The sequence below is a fragment of the Microbacterium sp. str. 'China' genome (assembly GCF_002993305.1).
In the GTDB taxonomy this organism is placed as follows: domain Bacteria; phylum Actinomycetota; class Actinomycetes; order Actinomycetales; family Microbacteriaceae; genus Microbacterium; species Microbacterium paraoxydans.
Window position 1 is genome coordinate 525,529 of sequence record NZ_CP027434.1, and the last position, 14,720, is coordinate 540,248.

Below are 14,720 nucleotides of genomic sequence, written 5' to 3' on the forward strand. Positions count from 1 at the left end.
TCGCGCAGTGGATAGGGTGCAGGTGTGTCAGTCGAGATCGTAGAGCGGCGTCGGATCGTCCTCCAGAGCGAAGACCGCCGCATCGACCTCTCCCTGCCGCTCGACGAGACGCTGGAGGACGCCCTCACCCTGAGCGGGATCCCCGACGCAAACCGGTTCGTCACGATCGGACCCGGGGGATACGAGATCCCCGGCGACACCGAGTGCGAAGACCTCGTCGACGGCGGCCTCTATGCGCTCATCGACCGCACGGCTCTGGCTCCGCAGGCGCGCCCGGCAGAGAAGGCGACGGGCCCGACGCGCACCGACCACGGCGCACGGTGGTGGCTGCTGGCCGTGAGCGGGATGCTGCTCGTCGCGGTCTTCGCCCAGGGCGCCGTCGATCCTCTGATCCGGCTGCTCGTCGCCCTCCTCGTCGCCGCGGGTGCGGTCGGCGGCGCCGTCGCGTGGGCGCGACGCGACTCCGCGGCGGGAGTGCGCGGCATCCTCGGGGTGCTCGCGCCCGTGCTGCTGTCGTTCGCGGCCGGCGCTCTCCTCATCCCGGCCGGGCTGGAGGACGCGTCGCACCTGTCGACCGCCACCGGGTTCCTCGCGGCCGGCATCACCACCGCGATCATCGCCGTCACGGCCAGGGCCCGGCCGATGCGCGCCGCGGCGGGGACGGCGACGGTGCTGCTCGTGGGCCTGGCCGCCGTCTGGGGCCTCGCCCTGCTGCTGCGGTGGGGGGAGGCGGAGGCCGCCGCCCTCTCGCTCGGGCTCGTGCCGCTGGGCCTGCGCGCGCTCCCGAGCAGCCTCGTCAACCTCCCCGAGGGCTACTTCATCGACTACAAGCACTTCATGACCAGCCGGTGGACCGTGCGCGGAGCCATCCCCGAGTCGGTCGGGCTGCTGCATCCGGAGCGCATCACCGCGGTCGTCGACGATTCCTCCGCGCGGCTCATCGCGGGCACCGCCGTGCTGAGCATCGTGGCCGCGGTGATGGCTCCGGTCGCGTTCCTGCGGCCCTGGCCCGACGATGCGTTCGTGGTCTCCGGCGGGATCGCCCTGCTCTGCTGCCTCGCGCTCGCCCTGCTGCTCACGCCGCGGCACACCACCTCCCGCCTCCTCCGATGGTTCCCCCGCGCCGCGGCCGCCGTGGTCTGCCTCGTCGCCGGCATCCAGGTCGCGGCGGCCCTCGGGAGCGGCTTCCATTTGCTGGGAGCGGCCCTGCTGTTCCTCGTCGGGTTGGCGGCGGTCGCCGTCGTCATCCCGGTGTCCAAGGGCGCGAAGTCGCTGGTCTGGTCGCGGGTCGGAGACGCGTTCGAATGGCTCGCCGTCGCGCTCGCCCTGCCGTCGGCCCTGCTGTACGCGAATGCGCTCTCCCTGGTTCGTGGAATGATGGCCGGATGAGCGGGAACGGCCCATCACAGTCCTGGCCGAGCGGGGGTCCGATCCCGCCGATGGCGCCCGGCGGAGACCGTCCGGGGGAGATCCCTGCGCTGCCGCCCGCCCTGATCGCGGCGCCCCCCGGTGTCGACGGCACGCCGCTGCGCCAGACGCCCGCGCCGCCCACGCCGATCGCGTCGTCGCGACGTACCGTCCCTCGGCCTGCCGAGGGACTCGGCCCCGCCTTCCGCGGAGCCCCCGCCGGCACCGTCCAGCGGATCGCGGCCTTCACCCTCGACGCGGCTGCCGTGTTCCTCGCCTCCGCCGTCGTCCTCGTGCTGACCCAGAGCGTGCTGCTCGCCGGCCTCACCGTCTTCGAGCTCGCCCTGTTCCTCTGGGTGCTGGAAGCGCGCACCGGCCTCACCCTCGGCAACGCCGTGCTGCGCCTGCGCAGCGCGCGCGCCGACCGGCCGTGGTCGCCGGGGATCGGGCGCCAGTTCGTCCGCGGTATCGTCACCGGCGCCGGCTTCCTCGTGGCTGTCGGCAGCTGGGTCGTCGTCGCCTCCAGCGCCTGGGATCGCGGCGGCAGACGGCAGTCCTGGGCCGACCGCGTCGCCGGCACCGTCGTGGTCGCCGTGCCCGCCAAGGCGGCCGTCGAGGCTCCGCCGGCTCCCGCCGCGGTGGAGGCCGCTCCGCTCGCTCCGCCGCAGGTCGTGCCGCTGGTGGCGTCGCCGTCCGTCGTCGACGAGGACTCCCAGCCCACCGACGCCCGCGCCGCCTCCCGCCGCACCGAGACCCCGGAACCGGCGGCCCCCGGATCGGATCGGCCGCTCTTCACCGTCGCCCCCGCCCCGGCCCCGCAGACGAGTGCCGAGGCCCCTGCCCCCGAGACCGGGGCCCTCCTGCTCATCTTCGACACCGGCCAGCGGGTGCAGCTCGCCCTCCCCGTGGCCGCGAACCTCGGGCGCGGCCCCGTCGCCAGCGCCCACGACGACCGCCTCATCGTCGTCACCGACCCCGACGCGTCGGTCTCCAAGACCCATCTGCGCATCGAGCACTCCCGTGGCCGCACGTGGGTGACCGACTTCGGTTCCACGAACGGCTCCGACGTCCGCAGCGACGACGGCCAGACGACCGAGCTGGTCGCCGGCGAGCGCGTGCTCCTCGACGACGCCGACCGCGTCCGCATGGGCAACCGCAGCTTCACCATCAGCCTCCTGCTAGGTACAGACAGCAGCGCCGGAGAGAGAGCATGACAGGACCCCGTCTCGCCCCGCCCCGTGTCCCCTCCGGGAGGCTCCCGGTCCAGGCCCCGCCGGAGCTGCAGCCGAACGACGGCGGCATCGGGATCCTCGGGTCGCTGCTGCCCATGCTCGGCAGCGTCGGCGCGATCGTCATGGTCACCATGTCGAACCAGTCCGTCACGGGTCTGCTGACCGGCGGCATGTTCCTGCTGTCCTCGCTCGGCTTCGTCGCCGTCAACGGCTGGCGGCAGCGCTCTCAGCGGCAGGCGGCCACGCTCGGTGCCCGTCGCGAGTACCTGGCGTACCTGACCGAGCTGCGGCAGACCGTCCGCGTCGCCGCCCGGCAGCAGCGCCGCTCCGCGAACTGGCACCTGCCGGCGCCGTCGACCCTGCCGTACCTCGCGGAGGAGCGCACCCGCGTCTGGGAGCGCGGCGTCAACGACCCCGACTTCCTGTCGGTCCGCGTGGGCGTCACCGATCAGCCGCTGTGCGTCACGCTCGAAGCTCCGGAGCTCCCGCCGCTGGCGCAGCTCGACCCCGTCGCCGCCTCGGCCGCGCACCGCTTCATGCTGACGCACGAGGTCCAGAAGAACCTCCCGCTCGGCGTCACCCTCCGCGACTACGCCCGCATCGAGATCACCGGTGACGAGGACGAGACCCGGGCGCTGGCCAGGGCCATGCTGCTGCACGCGGCCACCATGCACGACCCCGACGTGCTGCAGATCGTCATCGCCGCGGACACCGGAGTGCTCCCGCAATGGGAGTGGGCGAAGTGGCTGCCGCACACGCACTCGCGCACCGTGCGGGACGGCCTCGGCGCCGCCCGGATGATCGGCTCGCAGCTGTCCGAGCTCGAGGACATGCTGCCGCCCGAGGTGCGCGAGCGCTCGCGCTTCGCCCGCGACGGCTCCGGACCGAAGACGCCGCACATCGTCATCGTCACGGACGGCGCCACGACGTCGTTCAACGACGCCCTCGTCACCGGCGACGGCGTCCAGGGTGTCACCGTGATCGACCTGCCCGCCCGGTGGGGCGACCTCGACGACCCGAACGCCCTGCGCATCGCGTTCGAGACCGGCGGTGCGAGCACACGCGCCGAGCTCGTCAGCCTGCAGGTGCCCGCACGCCCGTTCGAGGCCGACGCGATCACCATCGTCGAGGCCGAGGCGACCGCCCGCCGGCTCATCGCCCTGTACTCGGGCGGCACGGCGATCGCGAGCAAGAAGAGCGCGACCGGCCAGGCCGAGCTCGTCGAGCTCCTCGGTCTTCCCGATGTGCGCGACCTCGACCTCGACGCCGCCTGGGCACCGCGCCTGGAGCGCGACCGGCTACGCGTGCCGATCGGCCAGACCGAGGACGGCAGCCCGCTCATCCTCGACATCAAGGAGTCGGCACAGCAGGGTATGGGCCCGCACGGCCTCATCATCGGTGCCACAGGCTCGGGGAAGTCGGAGGTGCTCCGCACGCTCGTGCTCGCGCTCGCGATGACCCACTCGCCGGAGCAGCTCAACTTCGTGCTCGTCGACTTCAAGGGTGGCGCGACGTTCGCCGGCATGGCCGACATGCCGCACGTCTCGGCCATCATCACGAACCTCGGCGAGGAGATCTCCCTCGTCGACCGCATGCAGGACGCGCTCCAGGGCGAGATGGTGCGCCGACAGGAGCTGCTGCGGGCCACCGGTCCGTTCGCCAACGTGGCCGACTACGAGAAGGCGCGTCGCGGCGGCCGCACCGACCTGGCGCCGCTGCCGGCCCTGCTCATCGTCGCCGACGAGTTCTCCGAGCTCCTGTCGGCCAAGCCGGAGTTCGTCGACACGTTCGTCAACATCGGCCGGCTCGGCCGCTCGCTGCAGGTGCACCTGCTGCTGTCCTCCCAGCGGCTGGAGGAGGGCAAGCTGCGCGGCCTCGACACGCACCTCTCCTACCGCATCGGGCTTCGGACGTTCTCGGCGGCCGAGTCCCGCACGGTCCTCGGCGTGCCGGACGCCTATCACCTGCCCACGCAGCCGGGCGCCGGCATCCTGAAGTCCGACACCGAGACCATGACCCAGTTCCGCGCCGCGTACGTGTCCGGACCACCGCCGCGTCGTCGTCGTCGGGCCTCGTCCGGCTCCGGACAGAGCACGGGTTCGACCGCGGTCGAGCTGTTCACCGCCGCGCCGGTGTGGCGGGCGGAGGCACCGGTGGACGAGCCGGAGGTCGTGGTCGACGCCGAGCCGGAGGAGAAGCGCAACACCTTCGAGATCGCGGTCGAGTCCATGAAGGGACGCGGCCCCGCGGCGCACCAGGTGTGGCTGCCGCCGCTGGTGACACCGGCCACCCTCGACCAGCTCTTCGGCGACCTCGTCGAGGACCCGTCGCTCGGTCTCGTCTCCCCGCGCTGGCGGAAGGCGGGAGCGCTCACGGTCCCGCTCGGCATCGTCGACGTGCCGCTGGAGCAGCGCCGCGAGAACCTCGCGGTCTCGCTCGGCGGCGCGGCCGGACACATGGCCATCGTCGGCGCGCCCCTGAGCGGTAAGAGCACGCTCGCGCGGACGACGGTCGCCGCCCTGGCGCTCACGCACACGCCGCAGGAGGTGCAGTTCTTCGTCATCGACTTCGGCGGCGGCAGCTTCACCGGCATGCAGGACTTCACGCACATCAGTGGCGTCGCGACGCGGTCCGAGCCGGACGTCGTCCGCCGCACGGTGGCTGAGGTCACCAGCCTGCTGAACGCCCGCGAGGTGTACTTCCGGCAGCACGGCATCGACTCGATCGACGCCTACCGGCAGCGCCGCGGGCAGGGACTGGCCGACGACGGCTACGGCGACATCTTCCTCATCGTGGACGGATGGGGCACGCTGCGCGCCGAGTTCGAGATGCTCGAGCCGCAGATCCAGGCGATCGCGGCCCGCGGTCTCACATACGGCGTCCACGTCGTGATCACGGCGGCGCGCTGGATGGAGATCCGGGCCAACATCAAAGACCTCATCGGCACCCGCATCGAGCTGCGTCTCGGCGACCCGACGGATTCCGAGGTCAACCGCAAGGCGGCGGAGAACGTCACGGCCATCCCCGGCCGCGGTCTCAACGACCGCGGTCTGCAGATGCTCACGGCGCTGCCGCGTGTCGACGGCGTGGACGACGCGTCGAGCCTGCCGAACGGGATCGACGACCTCGTGGCACGGGTCGCGGCGGCGTGGCACGGTCCGGCAGGGCCCAAGCTGCGGCTGCTGCCCTCGCGCATCAGCCATGCCGACCTGCGCGCCGTCGCGGCCGCGCAGTCGCCGGACGGCACGGAGCCCCGCGAACTCCTGCTGGGCATCGACGAGGCGAACCTCGCCCCGTTCTCGATCGATCCGGTCGCCGAGCCGCTGCTGTATCTGTACGGCGACGCGGACTCCGGCAAGTCGTCGATGCTCCGCGGCGTCGTGCACGAGATCACGCGCCTGTACGGGCCGACCGAGGCGAAGATCTTCGTCGTCGACTACCGTCGTGCCCTGCTCGGCGAGATCCCGCAGGAATACCTCGGCGCCTACCTCACGTCGCACGAGATGACCGAGGGCGGGATGAACGAGCTCGCGCAGTTCTTCCGGAGCCGCATCCCCGGACCCGACGTCACGCCCGACCAGCTCCGCAGCCGGTCGTGGTGGAAGGGGGCGGAGGGTTTCGTCCTCATCGACGACTACGACCTCGTGGCGACCTCGCAGGGCAATCCGGTCGCGGTCCTCGCGCCGCTGCTCGCGCAGGCGGCCGACCTCGGCCTCCACGTGATCCTCACCCGCCGCACCGGCGGGGCGAGCCGCGCCGCGTACGATCCCATCATCCAGCGCATGACCGACCTGGGTGCGACCGGCATCCTGCTCTCGGGCAGCCCCGAGGAGGGCCAGCTCATCGGCAAGGTGAAGGCCGTTCCCGCGATCCCGGGCCGTGCGCAGATCGTCAGTCGCGATCGGGGCCTCGTCTCCGCGCAGCTGCTGTGGGTGCCGCCGAGCTACGAGTGACAACCGAGGAGAGACCGAGATGACCTTCGAACCGACGCCGGCCGCAGCGCCGATGGTCCCACCCGTGCTGTACCTGCCCCTAGGCGTGACGTCGACGCCCGAGGAGCAGCTCGTCGAGATCCGGGAGTTGAAGGACGGGCGGCGTGCACTGCTCGCCTACACCGCCCTCGACCGGCTGCTGGAGCTCGCCGGCGAGCGGCAGCCCTGGGTGCTGGTGCGCACCGAGGACCTCGGTCAGATCAAGGAGGCGCAGCCCTACGATGTCGTGATCTTCGACCTCGACGTGCCCGCGTCCTACCGCCGGAACGGAGCCATCGCATGAGCCGCATCTCGATGGACCCGGAGGTGATGGCCGTCCACGCGGACATGCACGAGGAGGCGGTCGAGCTCATCGAGACGAAGCTCTCCGGCATTCCGACGGCCGTCGACGGCGGACTCGCCTCCGACACGGTCGCCGCGATCATGCAGCGGGTGGGGGAGGGCGTCGACGCCCTCTACCGGATCAACGGCACCCTCGGAGAGATCGTCCGCGCCATCGCCGACGACGCGGAGACGAACGAGCAGGACGTGATCGACCAGCTCGACCCGGTCGCGGCCATCGTCGAGGACCTCTGATGACGATCGACACGACCACGTACGGCGACGCCGACCAGGTGCAGGCGGCCGCGGACTGGCTCGACCCCGACCTGAAGGACGCCGCAGACGCCTCCTCCAACGTCACGACCTTCATCCCGACCGGGGTGCGCGGGCACTGGTACGGCGAGTCGGCGGACGACTACGTCACGATCCTCTCGCGCACGACCGACGCCGCGAAGGAGATCAAGGACCTCGCCCGTGACGCCGCCGAGAAGCTCCGGTCGTACGCCGGGCAGCTGCGGCGCATGAAGGAGGACTTCGCGACGCACCGCGACAATGCGAGGGCGGCGGGGCTCCCGGTCAACGGCATGATCATCGGCCGGCCGGTGTCCCTGATCCCGGTGTGCCCCACCTCGCGGGACGACCCCTACTGGGACGAGTGGCAGGAACACCTCGACCGCATCGAGCTGTACAACGAGATCGCCGCCGACGTCGGCTCCTGGTGGGGCGAGCTCGAGGTCTGGATCAGCGAGAACCTCGACGGATTCCTCGGGACCATGCCGAGCCAGTCCACGGCGGACAAGATCCTGTCCGGTCTGCGGGAGGCGAGCGGCGAGGTCCCGAAGATCTACCTCGAGGGCCAGGGCCTGGCGTGGGCGGAGACGGCGGCCGAGCTCACCTCCCACGCGGAGGATCTGCGTCTCGGAGCATCGGACTTCGTTCGCGAGCTGCGCTCCGGCAATCCCGCCGTCAAGGCCGCTGCCGAGGCCGCCAACCCCACCGGCATGCGGTGGGCGGCGGACGAGGCCGAGGATATGGCCCGCGGACTCTCTCGCGCGAGTCGGGCGGTGCCGTTCATCGGCTGGGGCGTCGACGCCTGGAATCTGGGCTCGGCGATGTCGTCGGGCGACGACCCGTCGTCCACCGCGGTGGAGATCATCGGCGGTGCGGCGGGTGGCGCCGCTGCGGCTGCCGGTGTCGCCGCGCTCGCAGCGGCCGGTGTCGTCACGCTCCCCGTGTGGGGCACGGCGGTCGTCGTGGGCGGGGCCGCGGTGGCGGTCGGTGCCGGTGCGGTGTGGGCCTACGAGAACTGGGTCCCGCAGGACGTCCGGGAGTCGATCGACGCCGGCATGGCGGATGCGTGGGACGCCACGACGGACTTCGCGGAGGACGCCTGGGAGAACACGACCGACTTCGTGGGCGACGCGGGGCACAACATCGGCAAGGCGTGGAAGGGACTGTTCGGGTGACAGGGCAGCAGCAGTCGACGTCTCCGGAGACGATCTGGGTGCCAGGTCATCCGGGGTGGCAGGGGCAGCAGCGGGCGACCACGGCACTCACCGTGTTCGGCGTCGTGTTCGCCATCGTGGTCCTGCTGTTCAGCCTGATCCTGTTCGCCGATCCGGCTCCGGCGATGAAGGCTCTGGGGATCGGTGTGCTCGCGGCCGTCGCCGTGGGCGTCTGGCTGATGGTGGCGCACGCCCGCGTCTCCCGGGTCCGAGTCGTCCGGCCGGTCGTCGACGGTCCGGCGATCGCGTTCGGCGGGGCCGCGGGAATCGTCTGGCCGCTGCGCGCCCTCGCGCCCGTGGGGGCCCTGCTCCTCGCGGCGTGGGCATGGAGCATCTTCACGGTGCCCGCAGACCGACTGCCGCTCCTCACCCTGCTCCTCCTCCCGGTGGTCGCGCTGATCATGACGGTCGCCGGCATCCGGTCGTGGTTCCGGGCTCCCTCCGCCCATCGCCTGACGCTGCGCCCCGACGGGCTGCAACTCCGGATCCCGCGCAACAACGTGGCCGTGGCATGGGACGAGGTCGTCGGCGCCGGCCTGGAAGGCAACCGCGTGGTGCTGCGGACGGCGACCGCGCAGCCGTCCTCGTGGGCGGCGGCCGACCTCGCCAGCGACCCTGTGCTCCTGGCCGAGCTGGTCACCTTCTACGCGAACCGTCCCGACGCCCGTGCCGAGATCGGCGCGGGCACGCTGGCCCGTCTGCGGTCCGGGGAGTTCTAGCAAGACGTTTCCGTACACGCGAGGGTTCGACGGTGTGATCCTCGGGGATCGTCGCCAGGGCGTCAGTCCGTGAGGCGGAACTCGATGCTCGCCGTCAGCTCCGGATCCTCGAACCGGATCGAGTCGGAGGTGAAATCGACTTGTAAGTCTGCGGGGTCGACAGGGAAGCCGTCGTTCGTGGCCTCGTCGAACCGTAGAACAAGCGGGGGGTCGTCGGAGAAGGTTTCCCAGACACCGGAGCCGCGGAAGTTGTCTTGCGTGTCTCGGTACTGGAGGGGATTAAAGGAGGCGTCGCTCATCGTGAATGTGCCGTCGCGGTTGATCGTGAGGGTGCCGTTGTCGTCGCCAACCGCTTCCCACACGCCGACGGGAGAGGTGACATGTGGGGCGGGGGTGCAGCTGGCGAGGCCGAGCATGGTGGCAAGGACGAGTACGGGCGACAATACGGCATTCGGAAATGAGCCTCGGAGGTGAGCCATGAGGTGTCAGTTCGCGAGACGGAATTCGATGTTCACGGTTTGTTCCGGGTCCTCGAACCGGATCGTGCCCGACGTGAAGTCGACTTGCAGTCCCGCGGGGTCAACGGCGAAGCCGTCGTTGGTGGCTTCGTCGAATCGTAGGACAAGCGGTGGGTCGTCAGAGAACGTCTGCCAGGTTCCTCGTCCGTGGAAATCGGCCGAATCAGTGCGCCAGATGGGGTCAAAGGAGGCATCGGTCATCGTGAATGTGCCGTCGCGGTTGATTGTGAGGGTGCCGTTGTCGTCGCCGACCGCTTCCCAGACGCCGATGGGAGAGGTGACGGCGGGGGCGGGGGCACAGCTGGCGAGGGTGAGTATCGTGAGAAGGGGAAGAGCAACCGCCGCGATTGCTGAGCGGGCGCGGAGGATGAAAGTCATGGGTACACCGTTTCGGTCCTAATCTCCCACTGCGGAGCGCATCAACCACCTCGGTGCGGGCGCCGTTGATGTGGTCGCTGTGCATCAGGGTTGCAACAAACGGATCGTCTGGGCCGAGGACGACCCCGCTCGCACCGTCACGGCCACTGAGGAAGTCACTGAGCAGATCCCCTACACGTCCGTTGGCGAGCTCCCGCGGGCTTTTGCCAGACGGGCTGGCGGTGCAGTCGAGAGCTCCCCAGGCTTCCGACGCGGTTCTGGCAAGCAGGGCGGCGAGGACCTGGTCCGCCTTCTCACGGGCATCGGCGAGGCGGGCGAGTTCGTCGGCTGCATCCTGCGCATCGATCGTCGCCTGCTGCTCGGCATCGAACCGCCGCGCGAGTCCCTCGGGGTCTGTGCCGAAGAGGGTCTCGCTGTGGACACCGTTGAGGATGAGCTCGGCAGCTTCGAGTCGGTGCTTCAGAGGTGCGGCTCGGCGAGCGATCTCGGCCACCGTATCAGCGTAGGCGAGGATCCCTTTGCCGGCGATCCGCATCGCCTCCTCGGAGGCCTCCAGACGGTCGTGGAACTCGAGGATGCGGGCGCGGAACGCGTCGGCGCTCTCCCCGGCCCAGATGTCGTCGAGGTCGCGGAGAATGGCGGACACGGCCGATCTCGCGTCCGCGAGGCCCGACGCCTGCGAGTCCGTCCACTGCTTCGCCCTGTCGCACGCGGTCAGGTCGCCGGCGCCAGGGTCGAACCTCGTCCAGTTCGGCACTACCGGACTTCCAGCGCCTCGATGAAGGCCGTCACGGCATCGACGTGCGCCTGCTCCGTGGCGAGAAAATCCTGCGCCGTGTCGTCCACTCCGCTCGCCAGGCCTCGACTGGAGAGCATGAGGACACCATGCGCTTCGAACCACGTAGACACGAACATCTCCGCACCGGACGAGACCAGGTCGCTGAGCGCTTCCGTGAGGTCGAATCCGCCATCGAGACGTGCTTTGCCGTGAGAGATGTCATGGAGCGAGCGCGCCACTCCGCGCATGCCTCTGACGTCGATGTGAAGACCGTTGCGCACTGTTTCCCCCGGAGACCCCCGCCCCGGATCCAGGCTAACGAGGAGAGAGGACGACGGTGAAGAGAACGGGGACGCTGTATACCGGTGGCTCAGCGGGCGACGGCGGCGTCGGCGAGATGACGCGCCTCGTGGCCGAGGACCTTCACGATGATCCCGTGGCGCCGGAGTTCAGCAACGGTGCGCGCGCCCTCTTCGGCGTCGAGCCCCAGGGCCCGGATGTTCGCCACCACGACCACGTCTCCGGTCCGGAGCGTCGAGATGAGCCGCGCGAGGCGGTCGTTCCAGCTCTCCAGGATGTCCGGCGCCGGGTGACGGAAGCCCTCGATGGGCACGCCGAAGCGGGTGAGGTCGGCGCGCTGCTCGACGACCGACGGCATGCCCTCGCGGGCGACGACGAGGCCGACCAGGCGGGAGCCGGCGGGACGCGCGGTCCAGAAGTTGCGGTTCTGCTGCAGCTCCGTGAAGCACTTCGGGCACTTCGCTGCGTCGTGCGGGAGGTGGAGCGGGCTCGTCAGCGCATCGTCGAGAGACGGCGTCGTTCCCGCCGGGTCAATCGTGTCGCTCATCCCGCACCTCCGCCCTCTATTCTGCCCTGCCCAGGTGTCCCGCGGCGACCGGATCAGAGCAGTCCGAGGGCTCGGACCGCGTCCCGCTCCTCCACGAGCTCCGCGACCGAGGCGTCGATGCGCGCGCGGGCCCAGTCGTTGATCTCCAGGCCCTCCACGATGTGCCACTCGCCGTCGACGGACTGCACGGGGAACGACGAGACGAGGCCCTCCGGGACACCGTACTCCCCGCGCGAGACGACGGCGGCGGATGTCCAGTCCTCGGTCCCGCGGACCCAGTCGCGCACATGGTCGATCGTCGCGCTCGCCGCGGAGGCGACGGAGGACGACCCGCGGACCTCGATGATCTCCGCGCCGCGCTTGGCCACGCGGGGGATGAACGTCTGATCCAGCCACGCCGGGACGTCGCCGACGATCCGCTCCAGGGCATCCTGCACGGGCTTCCCGCCGACGGTCGCGTGCGACACGTCGGGGAACTGCGTGGCCGAGTGGTTGCCCCAGATGGGCACCCGCCGCACCGTGTGCACGGGGGCGCCGAGCGTCTGGGCGAGCTGGGCCCGTGCGCGGTTCTCGTCCAGCCGCGTGAGGGCGGTGAAGCGGTCGGCGGGCACGCCGTCGGCCGCCGCCGAGGCGATCAGGGCGTTCGTGTTGGCGGGGTTGCCCACCACGGTCACGCGGACGCCGGGGGCGGCGTTCGCGGCGATGGCGGCGCCCTGCGGCCCGAAGATACCGCCGTTCGCGGCCAGCAGGTCGCCGCGCTCCATGCCGGGACCGCGGGGGCGGGCGCCCACGAGCAGGGCGAGGTCGCAGCCGTCGAAGCCGACCGCGGCGTCATCGGTCACCTCCACGTGCTCGAGCAGGTCGAATGCGCCGTCCTGGAGCTCCAGCGCCGCGCCCTCCGCTGCGCCGAGCCCCTGCGGGATCTCCAGCAGCCGCAGCCGCACCTTCTCATCCGGACCGAGCATGTCGCCGGCGGCGATGCGGAAGAGGAGCGCGTAGCCGATCTGTCCGCCCGCGCCGGTGATGGTGATCGTGGTGGCCATGTCACGAGCCTACGTCCGTCGCGGTGTCGGCGCGCGGAGTACCCTCGACGCATGACGTTCAATCCCGACGCCGACCTCTCCCGCAACACCACGCGCCGCCGCGGACGCACGGCGGCGATCGCGGGCGGCTCCGGCGTGGGCGTGCTCGCCCTCCTCGCCCTCATCGCCGGCCCCCTGCTGGGCATCGACCTGAGCGGACTCGTCGGCGGCGCGCCCGGGGGCGGGAGCGAGCCCGCCGGCGGTTCGGCCATCGAGAACTGCGACAGCGGCTCCGACGCGAACGCGAACGTCGACTGCCGGATGGCGGGGGCGCAGGTCGCGCTCGACGCCTTCTGGGAGGACAACGTGGAGGGGTACCGGCCTCCGCAGCTCATCGTCGTCGACGGAGCCACTTCCACGCAGTGCGGTACCGCCTCCAACGCGGTCGGCCCGTTCTACTGCCCGCCGGAGGAGACCGTCTACATCGACCCCACGTTCTTCCAGCTCATGCAGCAGCAGTTCGGGGCCTCGGCCGGGAACCTCGCGCAGCTCTACATCGTCGGGCACGAGTGGGGGCACCACATCCAGAACCTCCTCGGGGCGATGGAGGAGTACCCGAACAACGGGACGGGCCCCGGCAGCAACGGCGTGCGCATGGAGCTGCAGGCCGACTGCTATGCCGGCGGCTGGCTCGGCCGCGCGACCGAGCAGACCGACGCCGACGGCGATCCGTACCTCGAGAAGCCGACGGAGGAGCAGATCCGCGACGCCCTGAACGCGGCGTCGACCGTTGGCGACGATCACATCCAGGAGCAGTCCGGGCAGGTGAACCCGGAGACCTGGACCCACGGCTCCAGCGAGCAGCGTCAGCGCTGGTTCGCGGAGGGATACCAGAACGGGCTCGATGCGTGCGGGCAGGTGTTCACCCTCCCCGCCGATCAGCTCGACCCGTAGGCCCGGTGGTCCCGCCGGTATCAGATAACGTGGACTCGGCAGGACCGCACGACCGGTTGGGGGACCGAACATGACGAACACCGAGGGGCTCTATCCGCCCATCGAGCCGCACGAGACCGGAGTGCTGCTCGTCGGCGACGGGCATCGCGTGGCCTGGGAGATCAGCGGCAACCCCGAGGGTAAACCCGTCGTGTTCCTCCATGGCGGCCCCGGCAGCGGCACCTCGCCGTGGCAGCGCCAGTTCTTCGACCCCGACGTCTACCGGATCGTCCTCCTCGATCAGCGCGGATGCGGTCGGAGCACGCCGTCCGCCGCGGAGCCGGAGGCCGATCTCCGGCACATCACCACCGCGCACCTCATCGCCGACCTCGAGCTGCTGCGCAAGAATCTCGGCATCGAGGCGTGGCAGGTGTTCGGCGGATCCTGGGGCAGCGCCCTCGCGCTCGCCTACGCCCAGGCCCACCCCGACGTGGTCTCCGAGCTGATCCTGCGCGGGATCTTCACGCTCCGTCGCGCCGAGCTCGAGTGGTTCTACGAGGGCGGGGCGGCGGCGCTCTTCCCGGACCTGTGGGAGGACTTCATCGCGCCGATCCCGGTCCTGGAGCGCTCCCGGATGATCGAGGCGTACCACCGGCGGCTGTTCGACCCGGACCCGGCGGTCCATGAACCGGCGGCCCTCGCGTGGGCGGCGTGGGAGGCGGCGACCGTCACGCTGCGCCCCGACCCGGAGCAGATCGCGGCGATGGCCGATCCCCGCCGGGCCGTCGCTTTCGCACGCATCGAGAACCACTTCTTCGTGCACCGCGGCTGGTGGGCTGAGGGGCAGTTGCTCGCGGGGATCGACGCCATCCGGCACATCCCGACGGTGATCGTGCAGGGCCGCCATGACGTGGTCACGCCGATGATGACGGCGTGGGACCTGCACCGTGCCTGGCCGGAAGCCGACTTCCAGGTGATCGACGACGCGGGGCACTCCGCCGCTGAACCCGGCATCCGTGCGGCTCTCCGCGCCGCGACCGATCGGTTCCGCCCCGAGGGCTGACGCGT

Annotated in this window: 15 protein-coding genes; 9 read left to right on the forward strand and 6 right to left on the reverse strand. The window is 71.1% G+C overall.

All coding sequences use genetic code 11. The annotated features are described in order from the left end of the window. Nucleotides 1-24: 24 nt before the first annotated feature. From C6C15_RS16990 to C6C15_RS02450, 7 genes are read left to right on the forward strand one after another with little or no spacing between them, the layout of a single operon-like run. Nucleotides 25-1,389 carry a hypothetical protein gene (locus C6C15_RS16990; protein ID WP_158698509.1) on the forward strand — a complete coding sequence of 455 codons (1,365 nt, stop codon included), beginning with the start codon at nucleotides 25-27 and terminating at the stop codon, nucleotides 1,387-1,389. Then, a complete protein-coding gene (locus C6C15_RS02425) occupies nucleotides 1,386-2,621 on the forward strand; it encodes an FHA domain-containing protein (protein ID WP_158698510.1) in 1,236 nt (411 codons plus the stop codon). The genes C6C15_RS16990 and C6C15_RS02425 overlap by 4 nt, the downstream gene beginning before the upstream one ends. Beyond that, a complete protein-coding gene (eccCa, locus tag C6C15_RS02430; protein WP_105949205.1) occupies nucleotides 2,618-6,592 on the forward strand; it encodes a type VII secretion protein EccCa in 3,975 nt (1,324 codons plus the stop codon). Before C6C15_RS02425 ends, eccCa begins: the two co-directional genes overlap by 4 nt. Before the next feature lie 19 nt (nucleotides 6,593-6,611). After that, on the forward strand, nucleotides 6,612-6,914 hold the full coding sequence (locus C6C15_RS02435) for an SAV_915 family protein (protein WP_060922239.1): 303 nt from the start codon (nucleotides 6,612-6,614) through the stop codon (nucleotides 6,912-6,914). Beyond that, nucleotides 6,911-7,207, forward strand: a complete 297-nt coding sequence (locus C6C15_RS02440; protein ID WP_105949206.1) for a hypothetical protein — start codon at nucleotides 6,911-6,913, stop codon at nucleotides 7,205-7,207. The genes C6C15_RS02435 and C6C15_RS02440 overlap by 4 nt, the downstream gene beginning before the upstream one ends. Continuing rightward, entirely contained in the window at nucleotides 7,207-8,418 is a 1,212-nt protein-coding gene (locus C6C15_RS02445; protein WP_105949207.1) for a hypothetical protein, read from the forward strand. The genes C6C15_RS02440 and C6C15_RS02445 overlap by 1 nt, the downstream gene beginning before the upstream one ends. After that, the gene (locus C6C15_RS02450) at nucleotides 8,415-9,176 is read left to right on the forward strand and encodes a hypothetical protein (protein ID WP_060922241.1); all 762 of its coding nucleotides are present in this window, start codon (nucleotides 8,415-8,417) and stop codon (nucleotides 9,174-9,176) included. Before C6C15_RS02445 ends, C6C15_RS02450 begins: the two co-directional genes overlap by 4 nt. A 62-nt stretch (nucleotides 9,177-9,238) precedes the next feature. On the opposite strand, the gene C6C15_RS02455 is transcribed toward C6C15_RS02450, so the two are convergent. From C6C15_RS02455 to C6C15_RS02475, 6 genes are all read right to left on the reverse strand, one after another. Continuing rightward, a complete protein-coding gene (locus C6C15_RS02455; protein ID WP_105949208.1) occupies nucleotides 9,239-9,592 on the reverse strand; it encodes a hypothetical protein in 354 nt (117 codons plus the stop codon). Nucleotides 9,593-9,661: 69 nt separating this feature from the next. After that, nucleotides 9,662-9,895 (reverse strand): hypothetical protein, encoded by a 234-nt coding sequence (locus C6C15_RS16995; RefSeq protein ID WP_158698511.1) that lies wholly within the window; start codon nucleotides 9,893-9,895, stop codon nucleotides 9,662-9,664. Further along, nucleotides 9,876-10,718, reverse strand: coding sequence for a WXG100 family type VII secretion target (locus C6C15_RS17000; RefSeq protein WP_158698512.1), 843 nt, complete (start codon nucleotides 10,716-10,718; stop codon nucleotides 9,876-9,878). The genes C6C15_RS16995 and C6C15_RS17000 overlap by 20 nt, the downstream gene beginning before the upstream one ends. Nucleotides 10,719-10,828: 110 nt before the next feature. After that, the gene (locus C6C15_RS02465; RefSeq protein ID WP_144880601.1) at nucleotides 10,829-11,089 is read right to left on the reverse strand and encodes a hypothetical protein; all 261 of its coding nucleotides are present in this window, start codon (nucleotides 11,087-11,089) and stop codon (nucleotides 10,829-10,831) included. 131 nt (nucleotides 11,090-11,220) lie between these two features. After that, nucleotides 11,221-11,697, reverse strand: coding sequence for a dehydrogenase (locus C6C15_RS02470; RefSeq protein WP_060922246.1), 477 nt, complete (start codon nucleotides 11,695-11,697; stop codon nucleotides 11,221-11,223). 53 nt (nucleotides 11,698-11,750) lie between these two features. Further along, nucleotides 11,751-12,740, reverse strand: a complete 990-nt coding sequence (locus C6C15_RS02475) for a malate dehydrogenase (RefSeq protein ID WP_105949210.1) — start codon at nucleotides 12,738-12,740, stop codon at nucleotides 11,751-11,753. A 51-nt stretch (nucleotides 12,741-12,791) separates the two neighbouring features. On the opposite strand from C6C15_RS02475, the gene ypfJ reads away from it, so the two are divergent. Both ypfJ and pip read left to right on the forward strand, forming a co-directional pair. Then, entirely contained in the window at nucleotides 12,792-13,673 is an 882-nt protein-coding gene (gene ypfJ, locus C6C15_RS02480) for a KPN_02809 family neutral zinc metallopeptidase (protein WP_105949211.1), read from the forward strand. A 70-nt stretch (nucleotides 13,674-13,743) separates the two neighbouring features. Beyond that, complete coding sequence (pip, locus tag C6C15_RS02485; RefSeq protein ID WP_105949212.1) at nucleotides 13,744-14,715, forward strand: prolyl aminopeptidase; 972 nt, start codon at nucleotides 13,744-13,746, stop codon at nucleotides 14,713-14,715. Nucleotides 14,716-14,720: the final 5 nt, after the last annotated feature.

Bases quoted from the DNA above. Each gene is read 5' to 3' on its own strand.
- C6C15_RS02455 (WP_105949208.1), bottom strand. From the start codon at position 9,592: ATGCTCGGCCTCGCCAGCTGCACCCCCGCCCCACATGTCACCTCTCCC.
- C6C15_RS16995 (WP_158698511.1), bottom strand. From the start codon at position 9,895: ATGACCGATGCCTCCTTTGACCCCATCTGGCGCACTGATTCGGCCGAT.
- C6C15_RS02425 (WP_158698510.1), top strand. From the start codon at position 1,386: ATGAGCGGGAACGGCCCATCACAGTCCTGGCCGAGCGGGGGTCCGATC.
- pip (WP_105949212.1), top strand. From the start codon at position 13,744: ATGACGAACACCGAGGGGCTCTATCCGCCCATCGAGCCGCACGAGACC.
- C6C15_RS02445 (WP_105949207.1), top strand. From the start codon at position 7,207: ATGACGATCGACACGACCACGTACGGCGACGCCGACCAGGTGCAGGCG.
- C6C15_RS02440 (WP_105949206.1), top strand. From the start codon at position 6,911: ATGAGCCGCATCTCGATGGACCCGGAGGTGATGGCCGTCCACGCGGAC.
- C6C15_RS02470 (WP_060922246.1), bottom strand. From the start codon at position 11,697: ATGAGCGACACGATTGACCCGGCGGGAACGACGCCGTCTCTCGACGAT.
- C6C15_RS02435 (WP_060922239.1), top strand. From the start codon at position 6,612: ATGACCTTCGAACCGACGCCGGCCGCAGCGCCGATGGTCCCACCCGTG.
- C6C15_RS02475 (WP_105949210.1), bottom strand. From the start codon at position 12,740: ATGGCCACCACGATCACCATCACCGGCGCGGGCGGACAGATCGGCTAC.
- eccCa (WP_105949205.1), top strand. From the start codon at position 2,618: ATGACAGGACCCCGTCTCGCCCCGCCCCGTGTCCCCTCCGGGAGGCTC.
- ypfJ (WP_105949211.1), top strand. From the start codon at position 12,792: ATGACGTTCAATCCCGACGCCGACCTCTCCCGCAACACCACGCGCCGC.